Origin of the sequence: Burkholderia sp. Bp8992 (assembly GCF_003853705.1) — a bacterium.
Lineage (GTDB): Bacteria > Pseudomonadota > Gammaproteobacteria > Burkholderiales > Burkholderiaceae > Burkholderia.
The window spans coordinates 209824-231717 of the sequence record NZ_QTQI01000010.1 but is presented as its reverse complement, the minus strand read 5'-3'; the positions used below and the strand labels follow the sequence as shown (position 1 = coordinate 231717).

24 protein-coding genes and 1 pseudogene are annotated in these 21894 nt (G+C 68.0%); 6 read left to right on the top strand and 19 right to left on the bottom strand.

The genetic code is table 11. The annotated features are described in order from the left end of the window. The 4 genes from DIE03_RS17380 to DIE03_RS38770 form a co-directional block, all read right to left on the bottom strand. Positions 1-410: aminotransferase class III-fold pyridoxal phosphate-dependent enzyme (locus tag DIE03_RS17380; protein WP_124452391.1), on the bottom strand; the 410-nt coding region annotated here is incomplete at its 3' end. Between the two features lie 37 nt (positions 411-447). Continuing rightward, on the bottom strand, positions 448-1785 hold the full coding sequence (locus DIE03_RS17375; protein WP_124452389.1) for a glutamine synthetase family protein: 1338 nt from the start codon (positions 1783-1785) through the stop codon (positions 448-450). Positions 1786-1816: 31 nt separating this feature from the next. After that, complete coding sequence (locus tag DIE03_RS17370; RefSeq protein ID WP_124452387.1) at positions 1817-2602, bottom strand: gamma-glutamyl-gamma-aminobutyrate hydrolase family protein; 786 nt, start codon at positions 2600-2602, stop codon at positions 1817-1819. A 283-nt stretch (positions 2603-2885) separates the two neighbouring features. After that, positions 2886-3068 carry a hypothetical protein gene (locus DIE03_RS38770; protein ID WP_006488040.1) on the bottom strand — a complete coding sequence of 61 codons (183 nt, stop codon included), beginning with the start codon at positions 3066-3068 and terminating at the stop codon, positions 2886-2888. Between the two features lie 456 nt (positions 3069-3524). Here DIE03_RS38770 and DIE03_RS17360 point away from each other — a divergent pair, with 456 nt between their 5' ends. Both DIE03_RS17360 and DIE03_RS17355 read left to right on the top strand, forming a co-directional pair. Continuing rightward, the gene (locus tag DIE03_RS17360) at positions 3525-4076 is read left to right on the top strand and encodes a cupin domain-containing protein (protein ID WP_034189292.1); all 552 of its coding nucleotides are present in this window, start codon (positions 3525-3527) and stop codon (positions 4074-4076) included. Positions 4077-4173: 97 nt separating this feature from the next. After that, a complete protein-coding gene (locus DIE03_RS17355) occupies positions 4174-5664 on the top strand; it encodes an aldehyde dehydrogenase (protein ID WP_124452385.1) in 1491 nt (496 codons plus the stop codon). A 60-nt stretch (positions 5665-5724) separates the two neighbouring features. Here the strand turns inward: DIE03_RS17355 and DIE03_RS17350 are convergent, their stop codons facing one another. After that, entirely contained in the window at positions 5725-5925 is a 201-nt protein-coding gene (locus tag DIE03_RS17350) for a heavy-metal-associated domain-containing protein (protein ID WP_124452383.1), read from the bottom strand. A 330-nt stretch (positions 5926-6255) separates the two neighbouring features. On the opposite strand from DIE03_RS17350, the gene DIE03_RS17340 reads away from it, so the two are divergent. Both DIE03_RS17340 and DIE03_RS17335 read left to right on the top strand, forming a co-directional pair. Next, complete coding sequence (locus tag DIE03_RS17340; RefSeq protein WP_124452379.1) at positions 6256-6588, top strand: cupredoxin domain-containing protein; 333 nt, start codon at positions 6256-6258, stop codon at positions 6586-6588. 12 nt (positions 6589-6600) lie between these two features. Further along, entirely contained in the window at positions 6601-7437 is an 837-nt protein-coding gene (locus DIE03_RS17335) for an FTR1 family protein (protein WP_124452376.1), read from the top strand. 84 nt (positions 7438-7521) lie between these two features. On the opposite strand, the gene DIE03_RS17330 is transcribed toward DIE03_RS17335, so the two are convergent. The 9 genes and pseudogenes from DIE03_RS17330 to DIE03_RS17290 form a co-directional block, all read right to left on the bottom strand. Then, on the bottom strand, positions 7522-7740 hold the full coding sequence (locus DIE03_RS17330) for a hypothetical protein (RefSeq protein WP_124452374.1): 219 nt from the start codon (positions 7738-7740) through the stop codon (positions 7522-7524). Then, positions 7740-8192, bottom strand: a complete 453-nt coding sequence (locus DIE03_RS17325) for a hypothetical protein (RefSeq protein ID WP_124452403.1) — start codon at positions 8190-8192, stop codon at positions 7740-7742. Before DIE03_RS17325 ends, DIE03_RS17330 begins: the two co-directional genes overlap by 1 nt. Before the next feature lie 68 nt (positions 8193-8260). Further along, on the bottom strand, positions 8261-8581 hold the full coding sequence (locus DIE03_RS17320) for a DNA-binding transcriptional regulator (RefSeq protein WP_059727806.1): 321 nt from the start codon (positions 8579-8581) through the stop codon (positions 8261-8263). Next, positions 8577-8939, bottom strand: a pseudogene (locus tag DIE03_RS17315) (type II toxin-antitoxin system RelE/ParE family toxin); the annotation flags it as partial. The pseudogene DIE03_RS17315 and the gene DIE03_RS17320, both read right to left, overlap by 5 nt. A gap of 130 nt (positions 8940-9069) precedes the next feature. Further along, a complete protein-coding gene (gene glmS, locus DIE03_RS17310) occupies positions 9070-10887 on the bottom strand; it encodes a glutamine--fructose-6-phosphate transaminase (isomerizing) (protein WP_124452372.1) in 1818 nt (605 codons plus the stop codon). A 54-nt stretch (positions 10888-10941) separates the two neighbouring features. After that, positions 10942-12303 (bottom strand): bifunctional UDP-N-acetylglucosamine diphosphorylase/glucosamine-1-phosphate N-acetyltransferase GlmU, encoded by a 1362-nt coding sequence (gene glmU, locus DIE03_RS17305; RefSeq protein WP_124452370.1) that lies wholly within the window; start codon positions 12301-12303, stop codon positions 10942-10944. 135 nt (positions 12304-12438) lie between these two features. Then, complete coding sequence (gene ttcA, locus DIE03_RS17300; protein WP_124452368.1) at positions 12439-13431, bottom strand: tRNA 2-thiocytidine(32) synthetase TtcA; 993 nt, start codon at positions 13429-13431, stop codon at positions 12439-12441. Next, complete coding sequence (locus DIE03_RS17295; protein ID WP_059521150.1) at positions 13428-13832, bottom strand: dihydroneopterin aldolase; 405 nt, start codon at positions 13830-13832, stop codon at positions 13428-13430. The genes ttcA and DIE03_RS17295 overlap by 4 nt, the downstream gene beginning before the upstream one ends. Before the next feature lie 78 nt (positions 13833-13910). Then, positions 13911-14654 carry an SDR family oxidoreductase gene (locus tag DIE03_RS17290; RefSeq protein ID WP_124452366.1) on the bottom strand — a complete coding sequence of 248 codons (744 nt, stop codon included), beginning with the start codon at positions 14652-14654 and terminating at the stop codon, positions 13911-13913. 13 nt (positions 14655-14667) lie between these two features. On the opposite strand from DIE03_RS17290, the gene DIE03_RS17285 reads away from it, so the two are divergent. Both DIE03_RS17285 and DIE03_RS17280 read left to right on the top strand, forming a co-directional pair. Next, on the top strand, positions 14668-15858 hold the full coding sequence (locus tag DIE03_RS17285; RefSeq protein WP_124452364.1) for a class I SAM-dependent methyltransferase: 1191 nt from the start codon (positions 14668-14670) through the stop codon (positions 15856-15858). 11 nt (positions 15859-15869) lie between these two features. Continuing rightward, a complete protein-coding gene (locus DIE03_RS17280; protein ID WP_006477606.1) occupies positions 15870-16064 on the top strand; it encodes a DUF2905 domain-containing protein in 195 nt (64 codons plus the stop codon). Between the two features lie 20 nt (positions 16065-16084). On the opposite strand, the gene DIE03_RS17275 is transcribed toward DIE03_RS17280, so the two are convergent. The 5 genes from DIE03_RS17275 to DIE03_RS17255 form a co-directional block, all read right to left on the bottom strand. Then, positions 16085-16306: a hypothetical protein gene (locus DIE03_RS17275; RefSeq protein WP_011353424.1), complete on the bottom strand. Its 222-nt coding sequence runs from the start codon at positions 16304-16306 to the stop codon at positions 16085-16087. A gap of 100 nt (positions 16307-16406) precedes the next feature. Then, complete coding sequence (locus DIE03_RS17270) at positions 16407-17315, bottom strand: carbohydrate kinase (protein WP_124452362.1); 909 nt, start codon at positions 17313-17315, stop codon at positions 16407-16409. Next, positions 17312-18592, bottom strand: a complete 1281-nt coding sequence (locus DIE03_RS17265) for an AGE family epimerase/isomerase (protein WP_124452360.1) — start codon at positions 18590-18592, stop codon at positions 17312-17314. The genes DIE03_RS17270 and DIE03_RS17265 overlap by 4 nt, the downstream gene beginning before the upstream one ends. Beyond that, complete coding sequence (locus tag DIE03_RS17260) at positions 18589-19608, bottom strand: LacI family DNA-binding transcriptional regulator (RefSeq protein WP_124452358.1); 1020 nt, start codon at positions 19606-19608, stop codon at positions 18589-18591. The genes DIE03_RS17265 and DIE03_RS17260 overlap by 4 nt, the downstream gene beginning before the upstream one ends. A 388-nt stretch (positions 19609-19996) precedes the next feature. After that, positions 19997-21835, bottom strand: a complete 1839-nt coding sequence (locus DIE03_RS17255; RefSeq protein ID WP_124452356.1) for a phosphodiesterase — start codon at positions 21833-21835, stop codon at positions 19997-19999. Between the last annotated feature and the right edge of the window lie 59 nt (positions 21836-21894).

The following is a 21894-nucleotide window of genomic DNA, read 5'->3' as shown; positions in this document are numbered from 1 at the left end:
CAATAGAAGAAGTGGTTGAAGCCGGCCGGCGTCACTTCCGCGAGCATCGCGGAAAGCTCGATCACCGGCGGGTGCGTCGTCTTGAAGAACGTGTTGTAGAACGGCAGTTCCTGCAGCTGGCGATACGCGGCGTCGGCGAGTTCCTTGCGGCCGTAGCCGACGTTCACGCACCAGAGGCCGGCCATCCCGTCGATCACCTTGTTGCCGTCCGAATCCCACAGGTAGACGCCGTCGGCCTTCACGATCACGCGGCTGCCGGCGCGGTTCAGCGCGCCCATGTCCGAGAACGGGTGGATGTGGTGCGCGGCGTCGAGCGCGCGGTATTCGGCGGTCGAGCGTGCCTGTGCCGCGCGCGGTGCGGCGGCCGGCGCGGCCGGCTGGATCCAGGCAGATTCGTTGCGGTAAGTCATGTTTCCTCCGTGATTCCGTATTCGGTCGTGCGCACGCTCAGACGTGCAGCAGCAGATGGCGGCGTTCCCACGAGCTGATCACGCGGAAGAACGCTTCGTATTCGGTTTCCTTCAGCGCGAAATACGCTTTCAGGAACTTGTGGCCGAGGATCTCGCCGAGCGGTTCGCACGCGGCCATCAGCGTCAGCCCTTCCTCGAGGTTGCGCGGCAGCTGGTACGGCAGGTCGTAGCCGTCGCTGACGAGCGGCTCGGTCGGCTCCAGGCGCTGCGTCATGCCGAGGTAGCCGGCCGCGAGCGTCGCGGCGAGCGCGAGGTACGGGTTGCAGTCGACGCCCGGGATGCGGTTCTCGATGCGGCGTGCCGACGGGCCCGAGTGCGGGATGCGGAAGCCGACCGTGCGGTTGTCGTAGCCCCACTGCACGTTGATCGGCGCGGCCATGAAGCGCGACAGGCGGCGGTACGAGTTGATGTACGGCGCGAAGATCGGCATCAGCGCCGGCGTGTACTTCTGCAGGCCCGCGAGGTAGTTGTAGAACATCGACGTCGCGCCGCCGGTTTCCTGCGACGTGAACAGGTTCAGGCCCGTTTCCTCGTCGACGATGCTCTGGTGCACGTGCATCGCCGAACCCGGTTCGTCTTCCATCGGCTTGGCCATGAACGTCGCGTACATGTTGTGACGCAGCGCGGCCTCGCGCACCGTGCGCTTGAACAGGAACACCTGGTCGGCCAGCGACAGCGCGTCGCCGTGCATGAAATTGATCTCCATCTGCGCGGCGCCGACTTCGTGGATCAGCGTATCGATGTCGAGGTTCTGTGCTTCGCAGTACTCGTAGATGTCCTCGAACAGCGGATCGAACTCGTTGACGGCCTCGATCGAATACGACTGGCGGCCCGTTTCGGGGCGGCCCGTGCGGCCGACCGGCGGGCGCAGCGGCAGGTCCGGGTCCTTGTTCATGTCGACCAGGTAGAACTCGAGTTCCGGTGCGACAACGGGTTTCCAGCCCTTGGCCTTGTACAGCTCGAGCACGCGGCGCAGCACGTAGCGCGGCGAGATTTCAACGGGCGAGCCGTCGAAGTGCACGCAGTCGTGGATCACCTGCGCGGTCGGGTCGACGGCCCACGGGATCAGGCGGATCGTCGACTCGTCGGGCACGCACACCATGTCGGGATCGGTCACACCGGTCAGCGAGCCGTCTTCCGGATACTCGCCGGTGACGGTCTGCACCATCACGGCCTGCGGCAGGCGCATCGATTCGCCGGACGTGAACTTGTTGCGCGGCGTGATCTTGCCGCGCGCGATACCGGCCATGTCGGGAATGATCGCCTCGACTTCGGTGATCCGGTGCTGTTTCAGAAAACTTTCGATGTCTTGCATGTCTGTTCTCGTTTTGTTTGGGTCGGCGCGCTCAGGCGAGCGCGGCGGCGGCCATGGCGCGCGTGCGGGCAGTGCGGCGGGCGCGGCAGGCATCGCCGAAGGCGCGGAAGATCGCGCTCGACAGCGGGTCCTGCGCATGGCGCCATTCGGGGTGCCACTGCACGGCGAGCGCGAAAGCCGGTGCATCGACGACGCTGACGGCCTCGATCAGGCCGTCCGGTGCGACGGCTTCGACGGCGAGGCCGGAGCCGAGCTGCGCGATGCCCTGCTTGTGCAGCGAGTTCACGTGCACTTCGTCGCGGCCGCCGGCGAGCGCGTGCAGCTTGCCGCCGGGCGTCAGGCGCACGACGTGCGCGGGGCCGTATTGCGTGTCCATCGGCGCGTCGTCGTCTTCGCGGTGATCGGCGAGGCCCGGCACTTCATGCACGCGCTGGTGCAGCGTGCCGCCACAGACGACGTTCAGCTCCTGGAAGCCGCGGCAGACAGCGAGCACCGGCACGCCCGCGGCGATCGCGGCGCGCAGCAGCGGCAACGTCGTCGCGTCGCGTGCCGGGTCGTGTTTCGTGCCGGGTGCGCTCGGTTCGCCGCCATACAGGTGCGGCTCGACGTTCGAGTAGCTGCCGGTAAACAACAGCCCGTCGACCGTGGCGAGCACGTCGTCGACCGACTGGCGCGCGCCGAGCGCGGGCAGCACCATCGCGAACGCGTGCGCGCCGTCGACGATCGCGGCGACGTATTTGTCGCCGACCGTGTGCGACGCGTGTGCGCCGATTTGCGTGAGGTCGGCAGTGATGCCGACGAGGGGTTTCCTTTCCATGACGTCAATCAGTTATCCGGAGGGTTGTTGCGTGCAGCTCGCCGGACGGCGCGAAACGCAGGCGTGCAACAGCCCCGCAGCCTGGCGCAAAGCGCAAGGCCGCTGGTGAATGGGCGCAACGGGATGGCGTGGCGATCCGCGCTGCGCGCGACGATCAGGCCGTCGTTCGTTTCATTGCGACACGCGACGCGGCAACGAATGCGCGAACGCGTTCCGTCACCGCACGGACCATGCGGTTGGCGAATCAGCAGGCGAAACGAACGACGTAAAGAAAGGAGAGGCGCTACGGCAGCAGCGACGCCACTTCGTCGGTATCGACGGCGACGAATGCGCGTGCGGAAACGGCGTTGTGGCGCCGAACGGAACGACGGGACAGGATGGTGTAGATCGACAGGTGAAGCAGGCGAGGACTATGCCAGCCGCAACTGCCGTCGGAAGCGGGAACGGCGCTGCGCAAACTTCGCACATCGCCTCGATCCCACCTCACCAGAGGGCCACGGACTCTCACGATTACACTCGACTGGTTTGTTGAAAGTATTGAACACCCGACCGTTTCAACGCACTGGGCGTTTAAAATAATCAAGGCGCCGGTTCGACATCATTTACATTGATGAGCATCAATTTTTGCGTTGCAATAACGCTTTTTTGCTGCTCATTAAAGTCTGATGACGCCAACCTGAGAGCCAGCATATACGAGCCAAAAACGGCGTCAAATGTTTTTTAACGGTCCTGTATCAGGGCTTTCCCGAGCAACGGGAACAAAAGATTCGCAAAAGGAATGGTCGGCGGGGTGTTCATTATTTCGAACGCCTTTCAGGGTTTTCCCCGCTGATATGCGGCATAAAGTGATTAGAATATTCAACGGCTGTCCACCGCGTCGTTTCACTTTGCCATCGCACTTATCGTGTCCGAAACCGAATCGATGTCCACCGAAGTCGCCGAGCGCCTGCGCTTCGTGCGCAACAAGCATGGCCTGTCGCAGCGCGAACTCGCGAAGCGCGCCGGCGTGACCAACGGCACGATCTCGCTGATCGAACAGGGCCGCGTGAGCCCGTCGGTCGGCTCGCTGAAGAAATTGCTCGAATGCATACCGATGAGTCTCGCGGAGTTCTTCACGTTCGAGCTCGTCGAGTCGCGCTCGGTCGTGTCGCGTCGTGACGAGATGCCGAACCTCGGCAACGACACGCTCGCGTTTCACCTGGTCGGCGCGAGCGTGAAGGACCGCAACATGTGCATCCTGCGCGAGATCTATCAGCCGCACGCCGACACGGGGCCCGAGATGCTCGTGCACGCGGGGCACGAGGGCGGTGTCGTCGTATCGGGTCGGCTCGAGCTGACCGTCGACGGCGCGACGTGGCTGCTCGACCCCGGAGACGGCTACTACTTCGAAAGCCGTTTGCCGCACCGTTTTCGCAATCCCAGCGCGGAACTGATCTGCGAGGTCGTCTCGGCCAATTCGCCGGCGACCTTCTGACCTTCCCACCGCGCATCACTGCATTCGCTGCTGGCTGGCTGCGCATCATGCGCAGCGGCGTGCCGCATCGCGAATGCCAAAAAACTGAGGCATCCTGATGAACAAGTTGACTTTGGCTGACTGGCAGGACAAGGCGGCGTCGCTCGAGATCGAAGGGCGCGCATTCATCGACGGCGCGTCGCGCGACGCGCATGGCGGCAAGACGTTCGACTGCGTGAGCCCGATCGACGGCCGCGTGCTGGCGAAGGTCGCCGACTGCGGCGAAGCCGACGTGAACGCGGCCGTCGCGGCTGCCCGCCGCGCGTTCGACGCAGGCGTATGGGCCGGCCTGAACCCGCGTGCACGCAAGGCCGTGCTGCTGCGCTGGGCCGCGCTGATGCGCGAGCATCTCGACGAACTGTCGCTGCTCGAGACGCTCGACGCGGGCAAGCCGATCGGCGACACGACGACGGTCGACGTGCCGGGCGCCGCGTACTGCGTCGAATGGTTCGCGGAAGCGATCGACAAGGTCGGCGGCGAGGTTGCGCCGGCCGATCATCACCTCGTCGGGCTCGTCACGCGCGAGCCGGTCGGCGTGGTGGCGGCCGTCGTGCCGTGGAACTTCCCGATCCTGATGGCCGCGTGGAAATTCGGCCCCGCGCTCGCGGCCGGCAACAGCGTCGTGCTGAAGCCGTCGGAGAAATCGCCGCTGACCGCGATCCGCGTCGCGCAGCTCGCGTTCGAAGCCGGCATCCCGGCCGGCGTGTTCAACGTCGTGCCGGGCGCGGGCGAACCGGGCAAGCTGCTCGCGCTGCATCGCGACGTGGACTGCATCGCGTTCACGGGCTCGACGGCCGTCGGCAAGCTGATCATGCAGTATGCGGCGCAGTCGAACCTGAAGCGCGCGTGGCTCGAGCTCGGCGGCAAGTCGCCGAACATCGTGCTGCCCGATTGCCCCGATCTCGACCGTGCTGCGCAAACGGCGGCCGGCGCGATCTTCTACAACATGGGCGAGATGTGTACGGCCGGTTCGCGGCTGCTCGTGCATCGCGACATCAAGGACGCCTTCATTGAGAAGCTCGTCGCGGCCGCGCGCGCCTATGTGCCGGGCAATCCGCTCGATCCGTCGGTGTCGATGGGTGCGATCGTCGACGGCATCCAGCTCGAGCGCGTGCTCGCTTATATCGACGCGGGGCGCAGCGAAGGCACGCTCGTCACGGGCGGGGCGCGCGTGAAGCAGGAGACGGGCGGCTTCTATGTCGAGCCGACGGTGTTCGAGGTGAAACCCGATGCGAAGATCGCGCGCGAGGAAATCTTCGGGCCCGTGCTGTCGGTGATCGTGTTCGACGATGTCGACGAGGCCGTGCGGATCGCGAACGATACCGAATACGGGCTGGCCGCGGCCGTGTGGACGTCGAACCTGACGACCGCGCACGACGTATCGCGCCGCTTGCGTGCGGGGACCGTATGGGTGAACTGCTACGACGAGGGCGGCGACATGAACTTCCCGTTCGGCGGCTACAAGCAGTCGGGCAACGGCCGCGACAAGTCGCTGCACGCGCTCGAGAAATACACCGAGCTGAAGTCGACGCTGATCCGGCTGCGCTGACGCGTTGGCATGCACGGGCGCATCGCCGCTCGGCGCTGCGCCCGCCCTCCCGGGTGTGCGTCAGGCGGTGCGCAACGCAGGGTGGAAGCCGGCGGCTTCGATGATCGACTGCACGCGCTGGGCGCCTTGCGCCGATTCGACCTTGACGATCTTCGCCGCGACGTCGATGTCGAGCTTCGCGGCAGGATCGGCAGCCGTCACCGCACGCGTGATCGCATTGGCGCAGCCGCCGCAGGTCATGTCCTGGACTTCGAATTCCATCGTGTTCTCCTGAGTGGTCGATTGACGAACACCGTCAGCATGAAGTTTGCCATGGTGGGAAGGTCAAGCGTTGCGTGCAGGATACCGCCTGGCCGACGACGCGTCAGGCCGTGGTCTGACGAATGGAGGCGGCGCCGCGCATGCCGGTCGGTGTATGGCCCGATTGACCGTGGCCGTGCAGCGCCGTGCGTCGGGAAAAGCCTTTCCGGACAACGGACTGCGAAACGATGTGAAACACTATTTCCATGGCGGCAACGAGGGCATTCGATACGGAAATGCGAATCGCTCTTAGTATCGATTCTCTTCAAGATCCATTCTCCGTTCCCAACCATGAATCGTTTTGCTTTCGGCTTCGCGCTGGCCCTGCTGGGCGCATCGGCAACGTCCGCATTCGCTGCCGACGACGTCGTCAACCTGACCCTGAAGGACCACAAGTTTTCTCCCGATGGCGTGACGATCCCTGCCGGCAAGAAGGTGAAATTCGTCGTGAAGAACCTCGACGCGACGCCCGCGGAATTCGAGAGCGACGACTTCAAGGCGGAGAAGGTCGTGCCGGCCGGCAAGTCGGCCGAGATCCTGGTCGGGCCGCTGAAGGCCGGAACCTACGAGTTCCACGACGAGTATCACGAAGCGCAGTCGAAGACGCACCTCACCGTCAAGTAAGCGGATACCGACATGCTGTCGACTGCCCTGATCGTCTTTCGTGAAGTGCTCGAGGCCGCGCTGGTGGTCTCGATCGTGATGGCCGCCACGAAGGGCGTGCCGCGGCGCGGCTGGTGGGTGAGCGGCGGGCTGGCCGGCGGCGTGATCGGTGCAGGCCTGATCGCGGCGTTTGCCGACGTGATCTCGCAGTGGGCGTCCGGCATGGGGCAGGAAGTCTTCAACGCGGGCGTGATGTTCGTCGCGACGCTGATGCTCGCATGGCATTGCATCTGGATGAGCCGGCACGGCCGCGAGATGGCGCTGCACATGGGCGCGGTCGGCCGGGCCGTCGCGGCCGGCAGCCGGCCGCTGACGGGCCTCGCCATCGTGGTCGGTGTCGCGGTGCTGCGCGAGGGCTCCGAGGCCGTGCTGTTCCTCTACGGGATCGCGGCGGGCGATCCGGGGCAGACGCCGCAGATGATCGCCGGCGGGCTGCTGGGCGTGCTCGGCGGCGCCGGGCTCGGCTACGCGATGTATGCGGGCCTGCTGCAGATTCCGTTGAAGCGCCTGTTCTCCGTCACCAACGCGTTGATCGTGCTGCTCGCGGCGGGAATGGCGAGCCAGTGCGTCGGCTTCCTGCTGGCTGCGGGGCTCGTGCCGTCGTGGGGCGATGCGGTCTGGGATACATCGTGGCTGCTCAAGGAATCGAGCATCGTCGGCAAGGCACTGCATACGCTGATCGGCTATACCGCGCGTCCGGCGGGCATCCAGATCGCCGCATACGTGGCGACGCTGGTGGCGATCGTCGTGCTGGCCCGGCTCGTCGGCCGGCCGCAGGTGACGGTGAGGCCGCCACGGGCCGCCGCCTGAATATCCGGGTTTGAATACGGAAAGGGGCGTCGATGACGCCCCTTTCCGCATTTGCGATGCGCGATCCGCGCGCGCGCGACGGGATCAGCGGTGGTTGTCGATCCAGGCGCGCGCCCATTCGAGCCCTGCATTGCGCGCATCGTCTTCGGTGTCGAACACGCCGAGCACGCCGGACGCTTCGACGAGCCGGTTGTTCTGCGTGATCGTGCCGCTCGCCGCGAAGCGCTCGGGCTGCATGATCTCGTCCTGCTGCAGGATCGCGTGGCCCCAGATCTGGTAGCCGTGGTAGGTCTGCGCTTCCATTATCGAGTCACCTCCGCAGCGCGGCCGCGCGTGCCGACCTGCAGCACGTTGCCGTCCGGCGTGTATTGACGCGGGATATTGGAGAAGTTTAGCGCGTGCGTCTCGTCGGAGCCGGCAGGGCGCATCACCGTGAGGCGGCCCGGCGCAGGCTGGGCGACGGGGCGCGGTGCGGCCGGCGTGTCGGTCGCGGTGGCGGCCGGGCGGTGCGAACCGGCTTTCACGGTCTGGGCGACACGGCGCTTGTGCGGCTTCGCGGCGGCTTTCGGCGTGACGCTCGCGTGCTTCTCCGTGCTCTTGCCGGTGCGCGCATCGGCGCCCGTGCGTGCGGCCGGCGTGCGGGCCGCCGGATGGCGCGCCTCGGGCGGGTTCCAGACCTCGACGTAATGCTCGGCGGCCCAGCCCGTCGACGCGAACGTCAGCGCCAGCAAACCGCATCCAATCAGTCTTACCATTGTCTCTCCGTCATATTCCTTGCGGCCCGCGTCCGGTCGGCCGTGCATGCGCATTCGGGGAAGCCGGCTCAGGAGAACACCTCGAGCCCGTGTTTCTCGACGATCTGGAGCATGCGCGCGGCGATGCCGCTCGGCCGCTTGTCGCCCTGTTCCCATTGGCGGATCGTCGACGTCGTCGTGTTCAGGTACAGCGCGAACACGCTCTGGCTGACGTTGACCGACTTGCGGATGCGGGCGATCGCTTCGGGATCGAACTGCGGCGCGGCTTCGATGCAGAGATCGTCGTATTCCCGCATCGTCTTCTTGTCGATCAGACTGGCGCGATAAAGCCCCGACGCGGCGCTGTGGACCGCCTCCGTCGCGTCGCTCTTGAATCGACTCTTGGCCATTGCAAATCTCCACAAGCTCTTTCAGTGCGACCAGCGTCGCGATGTCGCTGTCAGTGTGTCGACCTACGTCCGCGGCGAGCTTTCTGAAGGCGCGCAGTTCGCGTGCATCGATGTTGTCGCGGTCGCATTTCGCGAACAGGAACACGAACATCCACGTGTGCCCGACCTTGCCCAGCACGATCCCGCGCTGCCGATTGCCGTCGAGGCGCTTCTTCCAGACGTTGCCGCCGAGATCGACGCCCTGGCCGCGGGCCAGTTCCCGCACCGCGCGGCAGAGCTCGCCATCGGCGATTCCCGCTTTCCCGGCTGCCTTGTGAAACCACTTCGTCTTGAAGACGCGTCGTACGGAAGCAGACATGTCGAGCCGGTCGAGCTAGCACAGGATTATATACCACTACGTGGTACATATTTCGACCTGGCCGAATGGTCTGCTTCGTGCCGCGACGCGGTCGGGACGGCCCGATGCAGGCCATCCCTGTCGTCCAGCCTTACTCCACCGTCACCGATTTCGCGAGGTTCCGCGGCTTGTCGACGTCGGTGCCGCGTGCGCACGCGGTGTGATACGCGAGCAGCTGCAGCGGCACGACGTGCAGGATCGGCGACAGTTGCCCGTAGTGTTCCGGCATCCGGATCACGTGCAGGCCGTCGTCGTTGACGATCTGCGTATCGGCATCGGCGAACACGTACAGCTCGCCGCCGCGCGCACGCACTTCCTGCATGTTCGACTTCAGCTTCTCGAGCAGCGTGTCGTTCGGCGCGACCGTGACGACCGGCATCGCTTCCGTGACGAGCGCGAGCGGCCCGTGCTTCAGTTCGCCGGCCGGATAGGCCTCGGCGTGGATGTACGAGATTTCCTTCAGCTTCAGCGCGCCTTCGAGCGCGATCGGGTAGTGCAGCCCGCGGCCGAGGAACAGCGCGTTTTCCTTGCGTGCGAATTCTTCCGACCACGCGATGATCTGCGGCTCGAGCGCGAGCACGCTGTTCAACGCGGCCGGCAGGTGGCGCAGCTGCTTCAGGAATTCGGCTTCCTGCGCGGCGTCGACGTGCCCGCGCAGCTTGCCGAGCGTCGCGGCCAGCACGAACAGCGCGACGAGCTGCGTCGTGAACGCCTTCGTCGACGCGACGCCGATCTCGGTGCCCGCATGCGTCAGGAACTGCATCTCGGTCAGGCGCACCATCGCGCTGGTCGCGACGTTGCAGACCGCGAGCGTATGCGTGTGGCCGAGCGACTGCGCATGCTTGAGCGCGGCGAGCGTATCGGCCGTCTCGCCCGACTGCGAGATCACGAGCACGAGCTGGCGCGGGTTCGGCACCGATTCGCGGTAGCGGTACTCGCTGGCGATCTCGACCTGCGTCGGGATCTTCGCGATCGATTCGAGCCAGTACTTCGCGGTGAGGCCCGAGTAGTAGCTCGTGCCGCACGCGAGGATCAGCAGGCTGTCGATCTCCGCGAACGCAGCCGGTGCGGCGTCGCCGAACAGCGTGGCGTCGAACGCTTCCGTCTGCGGCACGGTATCGCCGATCGCGCGCGGCTGCTCGAAGATTTCCTTCTGCATGAAGTGGCGATAGGGCCCAAGCTCGACCGCGCCGCCGTACGCGCTGACGACGCGGATCTCGCGCTGCACCGTGGCGCCGTGGCGATCGACGATCTTCACGCCGTCGAGCGACAGCTCGCACACGTCGCCTTCCTCGAGGAACGTGAAGCGGTCGGTGCTGCCTGCGAGCGCGAGCGCGTCGGACGCGAGGAAGTTCTCGCCGTCGCCGTGGCCGACGACGAGCGGCGAACCCTGGCGCGCACCGACGACGGTATGCGGCTGGTCCTTGTGGATCACGGCGATCGCATACGCGCCGTGCAGCTGGCCGACGGCCTCGCGCACCGCGTCGAACAGGTTGCCGCGGTACAGGCTGTGCACGAGGTGGGCGATTACCTCGGTGTCGGTCTGCGACACGAATTCGTAGCCCTTCGCGCGCAGCGCGTCGCGCAGCGTCTCGAAGTTCTCGATGATACCGTTGTGGACGAGCGCGAGCGCGTTCGACGAGAAGATCGGGTGCGCGTTGTGCGTGACGGGCGCGCCGTGCGTGGCCCAGCGCGTGTGCGCGACGCCCGTCGTGCCTTCGAGATGCGATTCGCGCACCTGCGTGTCGAGATCGGCGACGCGCGCGACGCTGCGCGCGCGCTTCGGTGCACCGGGCTCGAGCACGGCGACGCCGCACGAGTCGTAGCCACGGTATTCGAGGCGCCGCAATCCTTCGATCAGCACCGGAACGATATTACGCTGCGCAACTGCGCCGACAATGCCGCACATGAATGGTCAATCCTGTAAGTCGACGCGGGCGCCGCCGGGGCGCCCGCAAAAGGTTCAGCTCTTCTTCTTGACCGGGCGGACGTAGCCGCTCTTCGCGGTCTGGGTCTTCTCGTTCAAGGCGAGCACGCCGTCGGCCACGTCCTTCCAGATCGTCGTGCCGGCGGCGATCGTCACGCCGCGGCCGACGCGCACGGGCGCGACGAGCTGCGTGTCCGAGCCGACGAACACGTCGTCCTCGATCACGGTGCGGAACTTGTTCGCACCGTCGTAGTTGCAGGTGATCGTGCCCGCGCCGATGTTCACGCGCGCGCCGATGTCGGCGTCGCCGATGTACGTGAGGTGGTTCGCCTTCGAGCCATGGCCGATCACCGCGTTCTTCACTTCGACGAAGTTGCCGACGTGCGCTTCGTCAGCCAGTTGCGCGCCCGGGCGCAGCCGCGCGTACGGGCCGATCACGGTGTGCGCGCCGAGCTCGGCGCCGTCGATGTGCGTGAACGCGTCGATACGCGTGCCGGTGCCGACCGACGCGTTGCGGATCACGCAGTTCGCGCCGATCGTCACGTTGTCGGCGAGCGTCACGTTGCCTTCGAACACGCAGTTCACGTCGATCGACACGTCGCGGCCGCAGCGCAGCGTGCCGCGCACGTCGAGGCGCGCCGGATCGGCGAGCGTGACGCCGTCGGCGAGCAATGCGTCCGCGACATTGCGCTGGTGAATGCGCTCGAGTTCCGCGAGCTGCGCCTTGCTGTTGACGCCGAGCGTTTCCCATTCCTCGTCGGGCTGCGACGTGACGACCTCGAAGCCGGCCTCGATCGCGAGTTCGACGACGTCGGTCAGGTAGTACTCGCCCTGCGCGTTCTCGTTCTTCAGCGCGCCGAGCCACATCGACAGCTGGGCCGTCGGCGTGACGATGATGCCCGTGTTGATTTCGGCGATCTTCAGCTCGTCCGGCGACGCGTCCTTCTGCTCGACGATGCGCGTGACGAAGCCGGACGCGTCGCGCACGATGCGGCCGTAGCCGCTCGGATCGTCGAGCGTGACGGTCAGGATCCCGTAGCGGCCTTCGCGCGCGGCATCGACGAGACGCCGCAGCGTCGACGCGCGCGTGAGCGGCACGTCGCCGTACAGCACGAGCGTCGGTTGCGCGGGGTCGAGAAGCGGCAGTGCCTGGCGCACCGCGTGGCCGGTGCCGAGCTGCTCGGCCTGCAACGCGAACTGGACATCGGGCGCGGCGACGGCGGCCTCGACCTGCTCGGCGCCGTGACCGACGACGACGACGAGCCGGGACGGCTGCAGCGTGCGCGCGGTGTCGATGACGTGGGAGAGGAGCGGCCTGCCGGCCAGGGGGTGAAGCACTTTCGGCAGCGCGGAACGCATGCGCTTGCCGGTGCCTGCCGCCAAAATCACGATATTCATGGCGCCAGCTTGTCAGAGGAGTTCGAAGCCGTCCATTTTAGCATGCGGCCCTTGTCGCTCCGGGCCTGTCGCGGCGCGGCGACAACGCCGAAACGAGGCCGTCGGCCCCGGTTTCGGCGGGTGTTCGGTCCCTGCTTACAGGTCGTCGAACTGGACGATCGAGATCGGTTTGGACGCGCCCGGCGCCGCCGAGTCGTCGCCCGACGCGCACGGCTCCTCGTCGAACGCGATGTCGCCTTGCGGGTCGGCCTCGCCCGTCGCGCGCAGCGACTGGAACGGGTACAGCGTCGTGTCCATCAGGTGCGACGGCACGACCTTCGCGAGCGCGTTGAACATGTTGTCGACGCGGCCCGGGAAGCGCTTGTCCCATTCGCGGATCAGCGCCTTCATTTCCGCGCGCTTCAGGTTCGGCTGGCTGCCGCACAGGTTGCAAGGGATGATCGGGAATTCGCGCAGCTCCGCGTATTTCTCGAGATCGGTTTCCTTCACGTACGCGAGCGGGCGGATCACGATGTTCTTGCCGTCGTCCGACTGCAGCTTCGGCGGCATCCCCTTCAGCTTGCCGCCGTAGAACATGTTCAGCAGCAGCGTCTGCACGATGTCGTCGCGATGGTGGCCGAGCGCGATCTTGGTCGCGCCGAGTTCGCCGGCCACGCGGTACAGGATCCCGCGGCGCAGCCGCGAGCACAGCGAGCAGGTCGTCTTGCCTTCGGGCACGAGCCGCTTGACGATGCTGTAGGTGTCCTGGTTCTCGATGTGGAACGGCACGCCGACCTGCTTCAGGTATTCCGGCAGGATGTGTTCCGGGAAGCCCGGCTGCTTCTGGTCGAGGTTCACCGCGACGATGTCGAAGTCGATCGGCGCGCGCTCGCGCAGGCGCAGCAGCACGTCGAGCATCGCGTAGCTGTCCTTGCCGCCCGACAGGCACACCATCACCTTGTCGCCCTGCTCGATCATGTTGTAGTCGCCGATCGCCTGGCCGACCTGGCGCACGATCCGCTTGTACAGCTTGTTGTTCTCGTACGCTTCCTTCTGCTCGCGGCGCGTCAGCGCAGGGCGGCCGGCCGGGGCGGCGTCGTCGAGGGTGGCGGCATCGGCCGCCGTGTCATTCATGTGGGGGGCGTTCATGCGCGCTCCTCGTCCTTGATGCGAAAGACTTCGACGCCGACGGCGTCGCAGTCCGGATAGGCGTCCGGTTTCTCGGTACAGACGCGTACCGCGCGCACGGCATCGTGCGCCAGCAGGTGTGCGGCGATCGCGTCGCACAGCGTTTCCTGCAGGTGGATGTGGCCGCGCGCCACGCATTGCGCGACGCTCTGCTTCATCAGGTCGTAGTCGACGACTTCATGCAACCGGTCGTCGACGGGGGTGGACAGCGCGAGCGGCACGAACAGGTCGACGTTGATGACGACGCGCTGCTCGCCGCGCTTCTCGTGTTCGAAGGCCCCGATGTTGATGTGCACCTCGTAGTCGCGCAGGTAGAGCCTGCGGCAATCCGCGAGGCGGGGGTGCAGGAGAGCGGAAAACATGGTCGTCCCAGTCAAATTGGCGTGCACGCACGCAAAGCGGCGCGGGCGGCGGCAGTCAGGCCGCGCGATCCGCGCAGTTCATTCATTCGGGCCGGCGGCGGGCGGCACCAGGTGCTCGCCGCCGTCGACGGTCAGCGTCGCGCCCGTCACGCCGGGCGCGCTCGCGAGATAGCAGGCGGCCGCCGCGATGTCGTCCGCGTGCGGCGCGTGGCCGCGCACGAGCGCCGCGACGCGCACCTTCGGCGCGAGCGCGAGCGCCAGCGCCGACGTCGCGCGGTTCAGCGCGGCCTGCATCAGCGCATGCGACAACTGCGCCGGTGCCGGGTGAAACAGGGCCTGATCCAGCACGTGGATCGCGCACGCGCGCAGTGCTTCATGCTCGCGCGCGGCGTCGGGTGTTGCATCGGCGAGCGCGCGGGCCAGCGCGAGCGGCGCCGTCACGTTGCGCGCGAGTGCGCCGGCGAGCGACGCGCCGTCCACCGTGTGCGCGTCGTCGGCGCCCGCGCTGGCGCTGACGAACACCGCGCACGCCGGCCGGCCGAGCGCTTCGCCGCACGCGGCGACGAGCGCGGCCGCATCGGCTTCCAGGGCCAGATCGGCGTCGAGCACGGCCGCGCGGCGGCCGCGCGCCGTGACTTCGGCGACGAGCGCATCGGCGGCCGCGCGCGGCGCGCCGGGGCTGCGCTGCAGCGCGACGTCCCAGCCGCGGCGGGCGAAACCGGTCGCGAGCGCACGGCCGATCGACGCGGCGTCGGCTGCGCTGCCCAGGGCGCCCGTGACGAGCACCACGCGCGGGGTCGACGTATCGGCTGAAACGGTCATTTACAATGCCGGGATGAACCCGAAAGCTCACGAACCCGCTAGTTTACCTGCTCCCGGCCCTGACGCGCTCGCGCAGTCCGAAACCCTTGCCGCGCAATTGCGCGACGAGATCGCGGCGGCCGGCGGCTGGCTGCCGTTCGACCGCTTCATGGAGCGCGCGCTGTATGCGCCGGGCCTCGGCTATTACAGCGGCGGCGCGCGCAAGTTCGGGCGCCGCGCCGACGACGGCAGCGACTTCGTCACCGCGCCCGAGCTGTCGCCGCTGTTCGCGCAGACGCTCGCGCAACCGGTCGCGCAAGCGCTTGCGGCGAGCGATACGCGCCGCGTGATGGAATTCGGCGCCGGCACGGGCAAGCTCGCGGCCGGGTTGCTCGCCGCGCTCGACGCGCAGGGCGTCGAACTCGACGAATACCTGATCGTCGACCTGTCCGGCGAGCTGCGCGAGCGGCAGCGCGACACGATCGCGGCCGCCGCGCCGGCGCTCGCCGCGAAGGTGCGCTGGCTCGACGCGCTGCCCGAGCGGTTCGAAGGCGTCGTGGTCGGCAACGAGGTGCTCGACGCGATGCCGGTGCGGCTGTTCGCGAAAGCGGGCGGCGCGTGGCACGAGCGCGGCGTCGCGCTCGACGCGCAGCAGGCGTTCGTGTTCGACGACCGGCCCGCCGATGCAGCCGGCCTGCCGCCGGTGCTCGCGGGGCTCGACGTCGGCGACGGCTACGTGACCGAGACGCACGAGGCCGCGCTGGCGTTCACGCGCACCGTCTGCACGATGCTCGCGCGCGGCGCGGTGCTGCTGGTCGACTACGGCTTTCCGGCGCACGAGTACTACCATCCGCAGCGCGACCGCGGCACGCTGATGTGCCACTACCGCCACCACGCGCACGATGACCCGTTCCTGTACCCGGGGCTGCAGGACATCACCGCGCACGTCGAATTCACCGGCATCTACGATGCGGCCGTCGCCACCGGCACGGACCTGCTCGGCTACACGTCGCAGGCGCGCTTCCTGCTGAACGCGGGCGTCACCGACGCGCTGGCCGCGATCGACCCGTCCGACATCCACGCGTTCCTGCCGGCCGCGAACGCGGTGCAGAAGCTGATCTCGGAAGCCGAGATGGGCGAGCTGTTCAAGGTGATCGCGTTCTCGCGCGGCATCGACGGCACGCTCGACGCGTTCGCGCGCGGCGACCGCTCGCACGCACTCTGACAGGCCCTAGCATGCTGCGCTGGCTATTGACGACGTTCATCGCGGTGATGATCCTGACGCGCTGCTGGCCGTGGCTCGGCAAGCTCGGCATCGGGCGGATGCCGGGCGACGTCACGCTGACACTCGGCGGGCGGCGCTACCCGTTCCCGTTCATGTCGACGCTGGTGCTGACGATGCTGCTGTCGATGGTGGCGCGGCTGCTCTGAGCCGCGCCGGAAGGAGGGGGTTACAGCTCGATCTCGCCGAGGATCCGGTGCGCGAGCGCCTTTGCCTCGTCGAACGCTTCTTCCTCGCTGGGGCTCGTCGAGTGGACGTCGTAACGCGTGTTCTCGGTGTCGTCGCCGTCGTCGCGCGCGAGGATCACGTAACCCTGGAACTGCCCGTTGCCCGCATGCTGGGTATGCGCCTTGGCCGTGTAGATGCCTTTCGTGAACGTGTTCGTGTCCATCGTGCTCTCCCGCAAAAGGACACTTCATCGTAGCACTGCGGCGCAACATGTACAGCGTCGCTTATCGGTGACCGAACAGTGCCCGGCCACCGTCTTTCCATCAGCGTTCGATCAGCGCGACGACCTCGTCGAGCGTCGGCGCGTGCGCGCCCGTATGCCGGCACGCGGCGGCGCCGGCCGCCAGCGCGAACACGAGATGCTCGCGCCAGGCGCGCTGCGGCGCGGCCATCAGGCTGAACAGCATGCCGCCGATGGACGCGTCGCCCGCGCCGACGGTGTCGGCCACCTCGACGCGCGGCGGGCTGGCCTCGTGCACGTCGCCGTCCGCGTAGAGCGTCGCCGCCTGCGCGCCGCGCGTGACGAGCACGGCCGCCTGCGGGTTCAGCGCGCGCACCGCCGCGATCGCGTCGGGGCCGTCGCCGCCGAACAGGTGCCGCAGGTCTTCGTCGGACACCTTGATCAGGTCGGCGAGCGCGGCCATCTTCTCCAGCGTCGGCCGGTACGCGGCCGTCATCAGGTTCCGCACGTTCGGGTCGAAGCTGATCTTCACGCCGCGCGCGTGCAGCTCGGCCGCGAGCGCGGCCAGCGTGCCCGCGAGCGGTTCGCGCACGAGGCTGATGCAGCCGAAATGTGCCCATTGCACGTGCTCGGTCCAGCCGGCCGGCAGTAGCGCGGGATCGAACGCGAGATCGGCACTCGCTTCGCCGATGAAGAAGTACGCGGGCGGGCGCGTCTCGTGGACGATCGCGAGCAGCGGCGGCCGCGCGACGCGCTGCAGGAAGCGCAGGTCGAGCCCGGCCGCTTCGCTCGTGTGCCACAGTTCGTCGGAAAAGCAGTCTTCGCCGATCGAACCGGCGAGCGCGCTCGGCACGCCGAGCCGCGCCACCGCGCGCGCGACGTTCCAGCCGGCGCCGCCCGGCACCGAGGTCCACTGCGCATCGCCCGCCCGCACCATGTCGGTCAGGATGTCGCCCGCCGACACGAAAGCCGGAAACGTGCCGCCGCTCATTGCGTCGGCTCGCTGCGTTGCATGCGCGCGAGGGTCGCGAGCACGTCGTAGCAGGCGCCCATCGTGTGATAGTCGGTCTTGCCGGCCGGGCTCTTCTCGTCGCTGTACTTGCGGTTGTCGCAGGTGAGGATCCGATACCACGCGCCGTAGCGGTGATCGACGAAATGGGCCCAGCTGTAGCGCCAGATCTCGTCGTACCAGTCCCAGAAGCGTTCGCTGCCCGTGCGCGCGCCGAGCATCGCGGCCGCCGCGAAGGTTTCGGCCTGCACCCAGAAGTACTTGTTGTGGTCGCAGATCGTGAAGTCGGGGCCGAAGCCGTAGCACAGGCCGCCGTGATCGGCGTCCCACGCGTGCGTGAGCGCCGCGTCGAACAGCTCGGCCGCGCGCGGCACGAGCCAGTCGAGCGGGCGGTGCCGTTCGAGGATCAGCAGCAGCTTCGCCCATTCGGTCTGGTGGCCGGGCTGGAAGCCCCACGGACGGAAGATGTTCGAGCTGTCTTCCTTGTTGTAGTCCCAGTCGACCGACCAGTCCGCATGGTAGTGCTCCCACACGAGCCCGCCCGACAGCGCGGCCTGGCGCTGCGTGATGTGGGACGCGACCTTCTCCGCGCGATCGAGGTACGTGAGGTGGCCGGTCGCCTCGTACGCGGCGAGCAGCGCCTCCGTCATGTGCATGTTCGCGTTCTGGCCGCGGTACGACGACACGATCCAGTTCGGCGTCGCATCGTCCGCGTACAGGCCCGCGGCCGCATCCCAGAAGCGGTGCTCGGCCAGTTCGTAGGTCGCGGCGATCAGCGGGCGTGCCTCGTCGATGCCGGCCATCGTCGCGTGCGCGGCCGCGAGCAGCACGAACGCGAGGCCGTAGCAGTGGCGCGTGCCGTCGAGCGTCTCGCGCTTCGCGCCGTCGCGCCAGTCGAGCTCCCAGTCGTAGCCCTGCAGTGCGTCGTCCCAGTGCGCATCGCGCAGGAAGCGCAGCCCGTGGCGCGCGTATTCCAGGTGGCGCGGGTCGCCGAAATGCCGGTACGCCATCGCGTAGTTGAAGACGAACCGGCAGCTGCTGACGAGGTGGCGCGACGTGCGGTTGTAGATGCTGCCGTCGTCGCGAAAGTAATGATAGAAGCCGCCCGTCGGGTCGAACGCGTTGGTCGCGTAGAAGCGCAGCGTGTCCTCGATGTGCGACAGCAGGAACGCCGGATCGCGGAAGCTCGCGACGAACGGTGCGGCTGGCGTGTGGGCGGCCGGCGCGGCCGGGTGGGGTTGGACCGGGGGCATGTTCATGATTCGGTGACGGTGGCAGTGTCGAGTGCCGGCGAGGCGGCGGGCTGGCTGCTGGCCCGCACGATCAGCTCGACGGGCAGGGAGATTTCGGTGCGCTCGGGCGAGTCGGCGAGCAGCAGCTCGACGCCGCGGCGGCCGAGCGCTTCCTTGTCGACCGACAGCGTCGTGAGCGGCGGGCTCGCGTGCGCGGCGGCCGGGATGTTGTCGAAGCCGACGATCGCGATGTCGTCCGGAATCCGCAGGCCGCGCGCGATGCACACGCGCTGCGCAGCGAGCGCGGCCGCGTCGTTGTAGGCGAACACGGCGTCGGGGCGCGGGCCCGGTGCGTCGAGCAGTTGCTCCATCGCTCGCGCGGCGCCCGTGTCGGGGTCGAGCCCCGCATCGATCGTCACCTCGTACGCGGGATCGAACAGCCGCCCGGCTTCGAAGAACGCGCGCCGGTAGCCGATCGCGCGCTGCGCGATGCTGTAGTGCGCGGGCGAGCCGCCGATGAACGCGATCCGCGAACGGCCGGTGGCGAGCAGGTGGCGCATCGCGAGCGCGGCGCCCGTCGCGTTGTCGATGTTGACCGAGCGCAATCCGGGCGCCCACAGGTCGATCAGCACGAGCGGCCGGCCGGTCGCGGCGAGCGCCTCGATCGTCTCGGGCTCGATGAAGCCGGCGACCGCGATCGCGTCGGGCGCGTGCGGGCGCATCTGGCGCAGCACGTCGTCGTTCGGGCCGACCGTCAGCAGCGTCGGCACGATGCCGCGCTCGCGGCACGCGTCCTCGACGCCGTGCAGCACGTGCGAGAAGAACGGGCTGGCGGGAAAGCGGTTGTGCTGGCGGTGCAGCAGGAAGGTGAGCCGGCGGATGCGCGGCCGCAACTGGGCGGGATCGTAGCCGAGCTGCTGCGCGATCCCGACGATGCGCGCACGCGTGGCTTCGGACAGGCCGGGCTGGTTCTTCAGCGCGCGGGAGACGGTGCCGATCGAGACCTCTGCCGCCCGCGCCACATCGCGAATGGTCGTACCCATCGTTGGTTCGGGGTCCGGTTTGTTTAGGGTGAAAGCGATTGTATAGTAAAACGAATCGCGGAATTCGGGCCGGATAACCGGGGAATACCCGCGAATAGTGGCTTTTTACGCGCTAATCTGCGAAAACGCCGTTACTAAAAATACTAAACAAAACACGAAAAAGGCAAGGTGGACGTATGGGGCCGGGCGGCGCGCGTCGCGGGCGGCAGGTGGGCTGGATGCGAGCGTGCATCGCTCGTCCGGGCGTGCGCGGGCAGGCCTGAAGCCGGTGCGGTGCGCAACGATCCTGGCGGCGGGCGGTAAGGGTAAGCGGCGCGCGGCGAGCGGGCATCCGTCGCCATGGCACGGCGTGCGGCCGTGCCCCCTGCGAACGCCGGCCGCGTGCGGTTCAGCCCGCCGCCACGGCCGGCGGCTCGCCGCGATGGCGCAGCGCGGCGCGCCCCGCGTCGAGATCGACGACCGCCAGCCCGTCCGGCTGCTGTTTCGCGCGCCGCTTCGCGAGTGCCGCGACCGACGCAATCTCGTCGCTGCCGTAGCGCTTCGCGCCGTGCGCGCCGGCCGGCACGCCGACCGCGCCGATCGCCATCGTCACGAAGCCGAAGAACGCCGGGTTGCCGTGGCGGTCTTCGCCGCGCAACCCGCCCGCCTGCCGGTCGGCCTGCGTGTAGAAGAGCCGCGCGCCGTCGTTGAAGCGCGCGATCGCGTCGGCGGCGCGCTCGCGCCAGTCGTCGCGCTGGAACAGCACGAGGAAATCGTCGCCGCCGACGTGGCCGAGAAAGTCGCGCTGCGGGTCGCACACGCCGGCCAGCACCGTCGCGGCGAACTTCAGCACCTCGTCGCCCTGCCAGTAGCCGTACTGGTCGTTGAACGGCTTGAACTGGTTCAGGTCGACGTAGCACGCATGAAAGCCGGCGTCGCGCTGGAGCAGGCGGTCGATGTGCGCGCTGATCGGGATGTTGCCGGGCAGGAAGGTCAGCGGATTCGCGTAGCGCGCGGCCTCGATGCGCATCTCGGTCACCGTGCGCACCAGGCTCTCGCCGGTGCCGAGCCCGACGTAGCGGCCGTGCTCGGTGATCACGAAGCCGTCCGCGAGATAGCGCTGGTCGTGGCTCGCGAGCAGCGTCGCGAGCTGCTCGAACGTCGTCGCGTTGTCGATCATCAGCGGCGCGTCGTTCGCGAACTGCAGGCACGGCTTCTTCCCGAACACTTCGCGGTGATACGGCAGCGCGAAGCGGTCGATGAAGCCGCGGCGATTCACGAGCGCGACGGGCCGTCCGCGTTCGACCAGCACGACCGCGTGCAGGTCGGGCATCCGGTTGAACAGGTCGAGCACGTCGTTGCTGGTCGCGTCGCGCGGCAGGGCCGGCGCGGGAACCAGCATCTTCCCGGCGATCGTGCCGGCCGGCCGCACCGAGCGCGTCGCGCCCGGAAACACCGCGATGTGCGGCGCGCGGATCGCGTCGCGCGCGGCCGGCGCGACGACGCGCGACGGCTGCGCGTTCGGCCGGCCGAGCAGGAAGCCCTGCACGCAGCAGATGCCCATGTCGCGCACGACGATCAGGTCGCATTCGTTCTCGATGCCTTCCGCGATCAGCTGCGCGCCGCTCGCTTGCGCGAAGTGCTGCATCGCCTTCACGGCCTCGAACTTGAGCGGGTCGCGCGCGATGTCGTGGATGAAGAAGCGGTCGATCTTCACGACGTCCGGATGCAGGCGCAGCCACAGGTTCATGCTCGCGTTCGCGGTGCCGTAGTCGTCGAGCGCGAACTGGATGCCGGCGTCGCGCAGCGACGCGACCGCCGGCCCGATGTGCGCGACATCGGGAATCGCGTTCTGCTCGGTGAGCTCGATCACGATGCGCTCGGCGCCGATCCGTGCGCGGCCGAGGAACTGGCGTGCGCGCTCGCGTTCGCCGGCGAGCGTGAGGATCGTCCCCGCGCTGAAATTGAGGAACAGCTTGCCGTCGCAGCCGAGCGCCGCGAACGCGTCGAGGCAGGTGAGCGCGGCGGCTTGCTCGAGCGCGATGGTCTTGCCTTCGCGCGCGGCCTGCGCGAACAGCGCGGCCGGCGGTTCGAGGTCCGTGCCGCGCGGGCCGCGGATCAGCCCTTCGTAACCGACGACCGTGCCCGACGCGAGGTCGACGATCGGCTGGAAAACGGCCGCGAGCGCGCGCTCCGCGATCAGGCGCGTGGTGATGGCGGCAGCGGAGTCGGTGTGGAGCGCGGGCATGGGCGAGGGCAGCCGAATCGACGGGACGTCCGGCTTAACGGCGCCGCGCGCAGGGAATT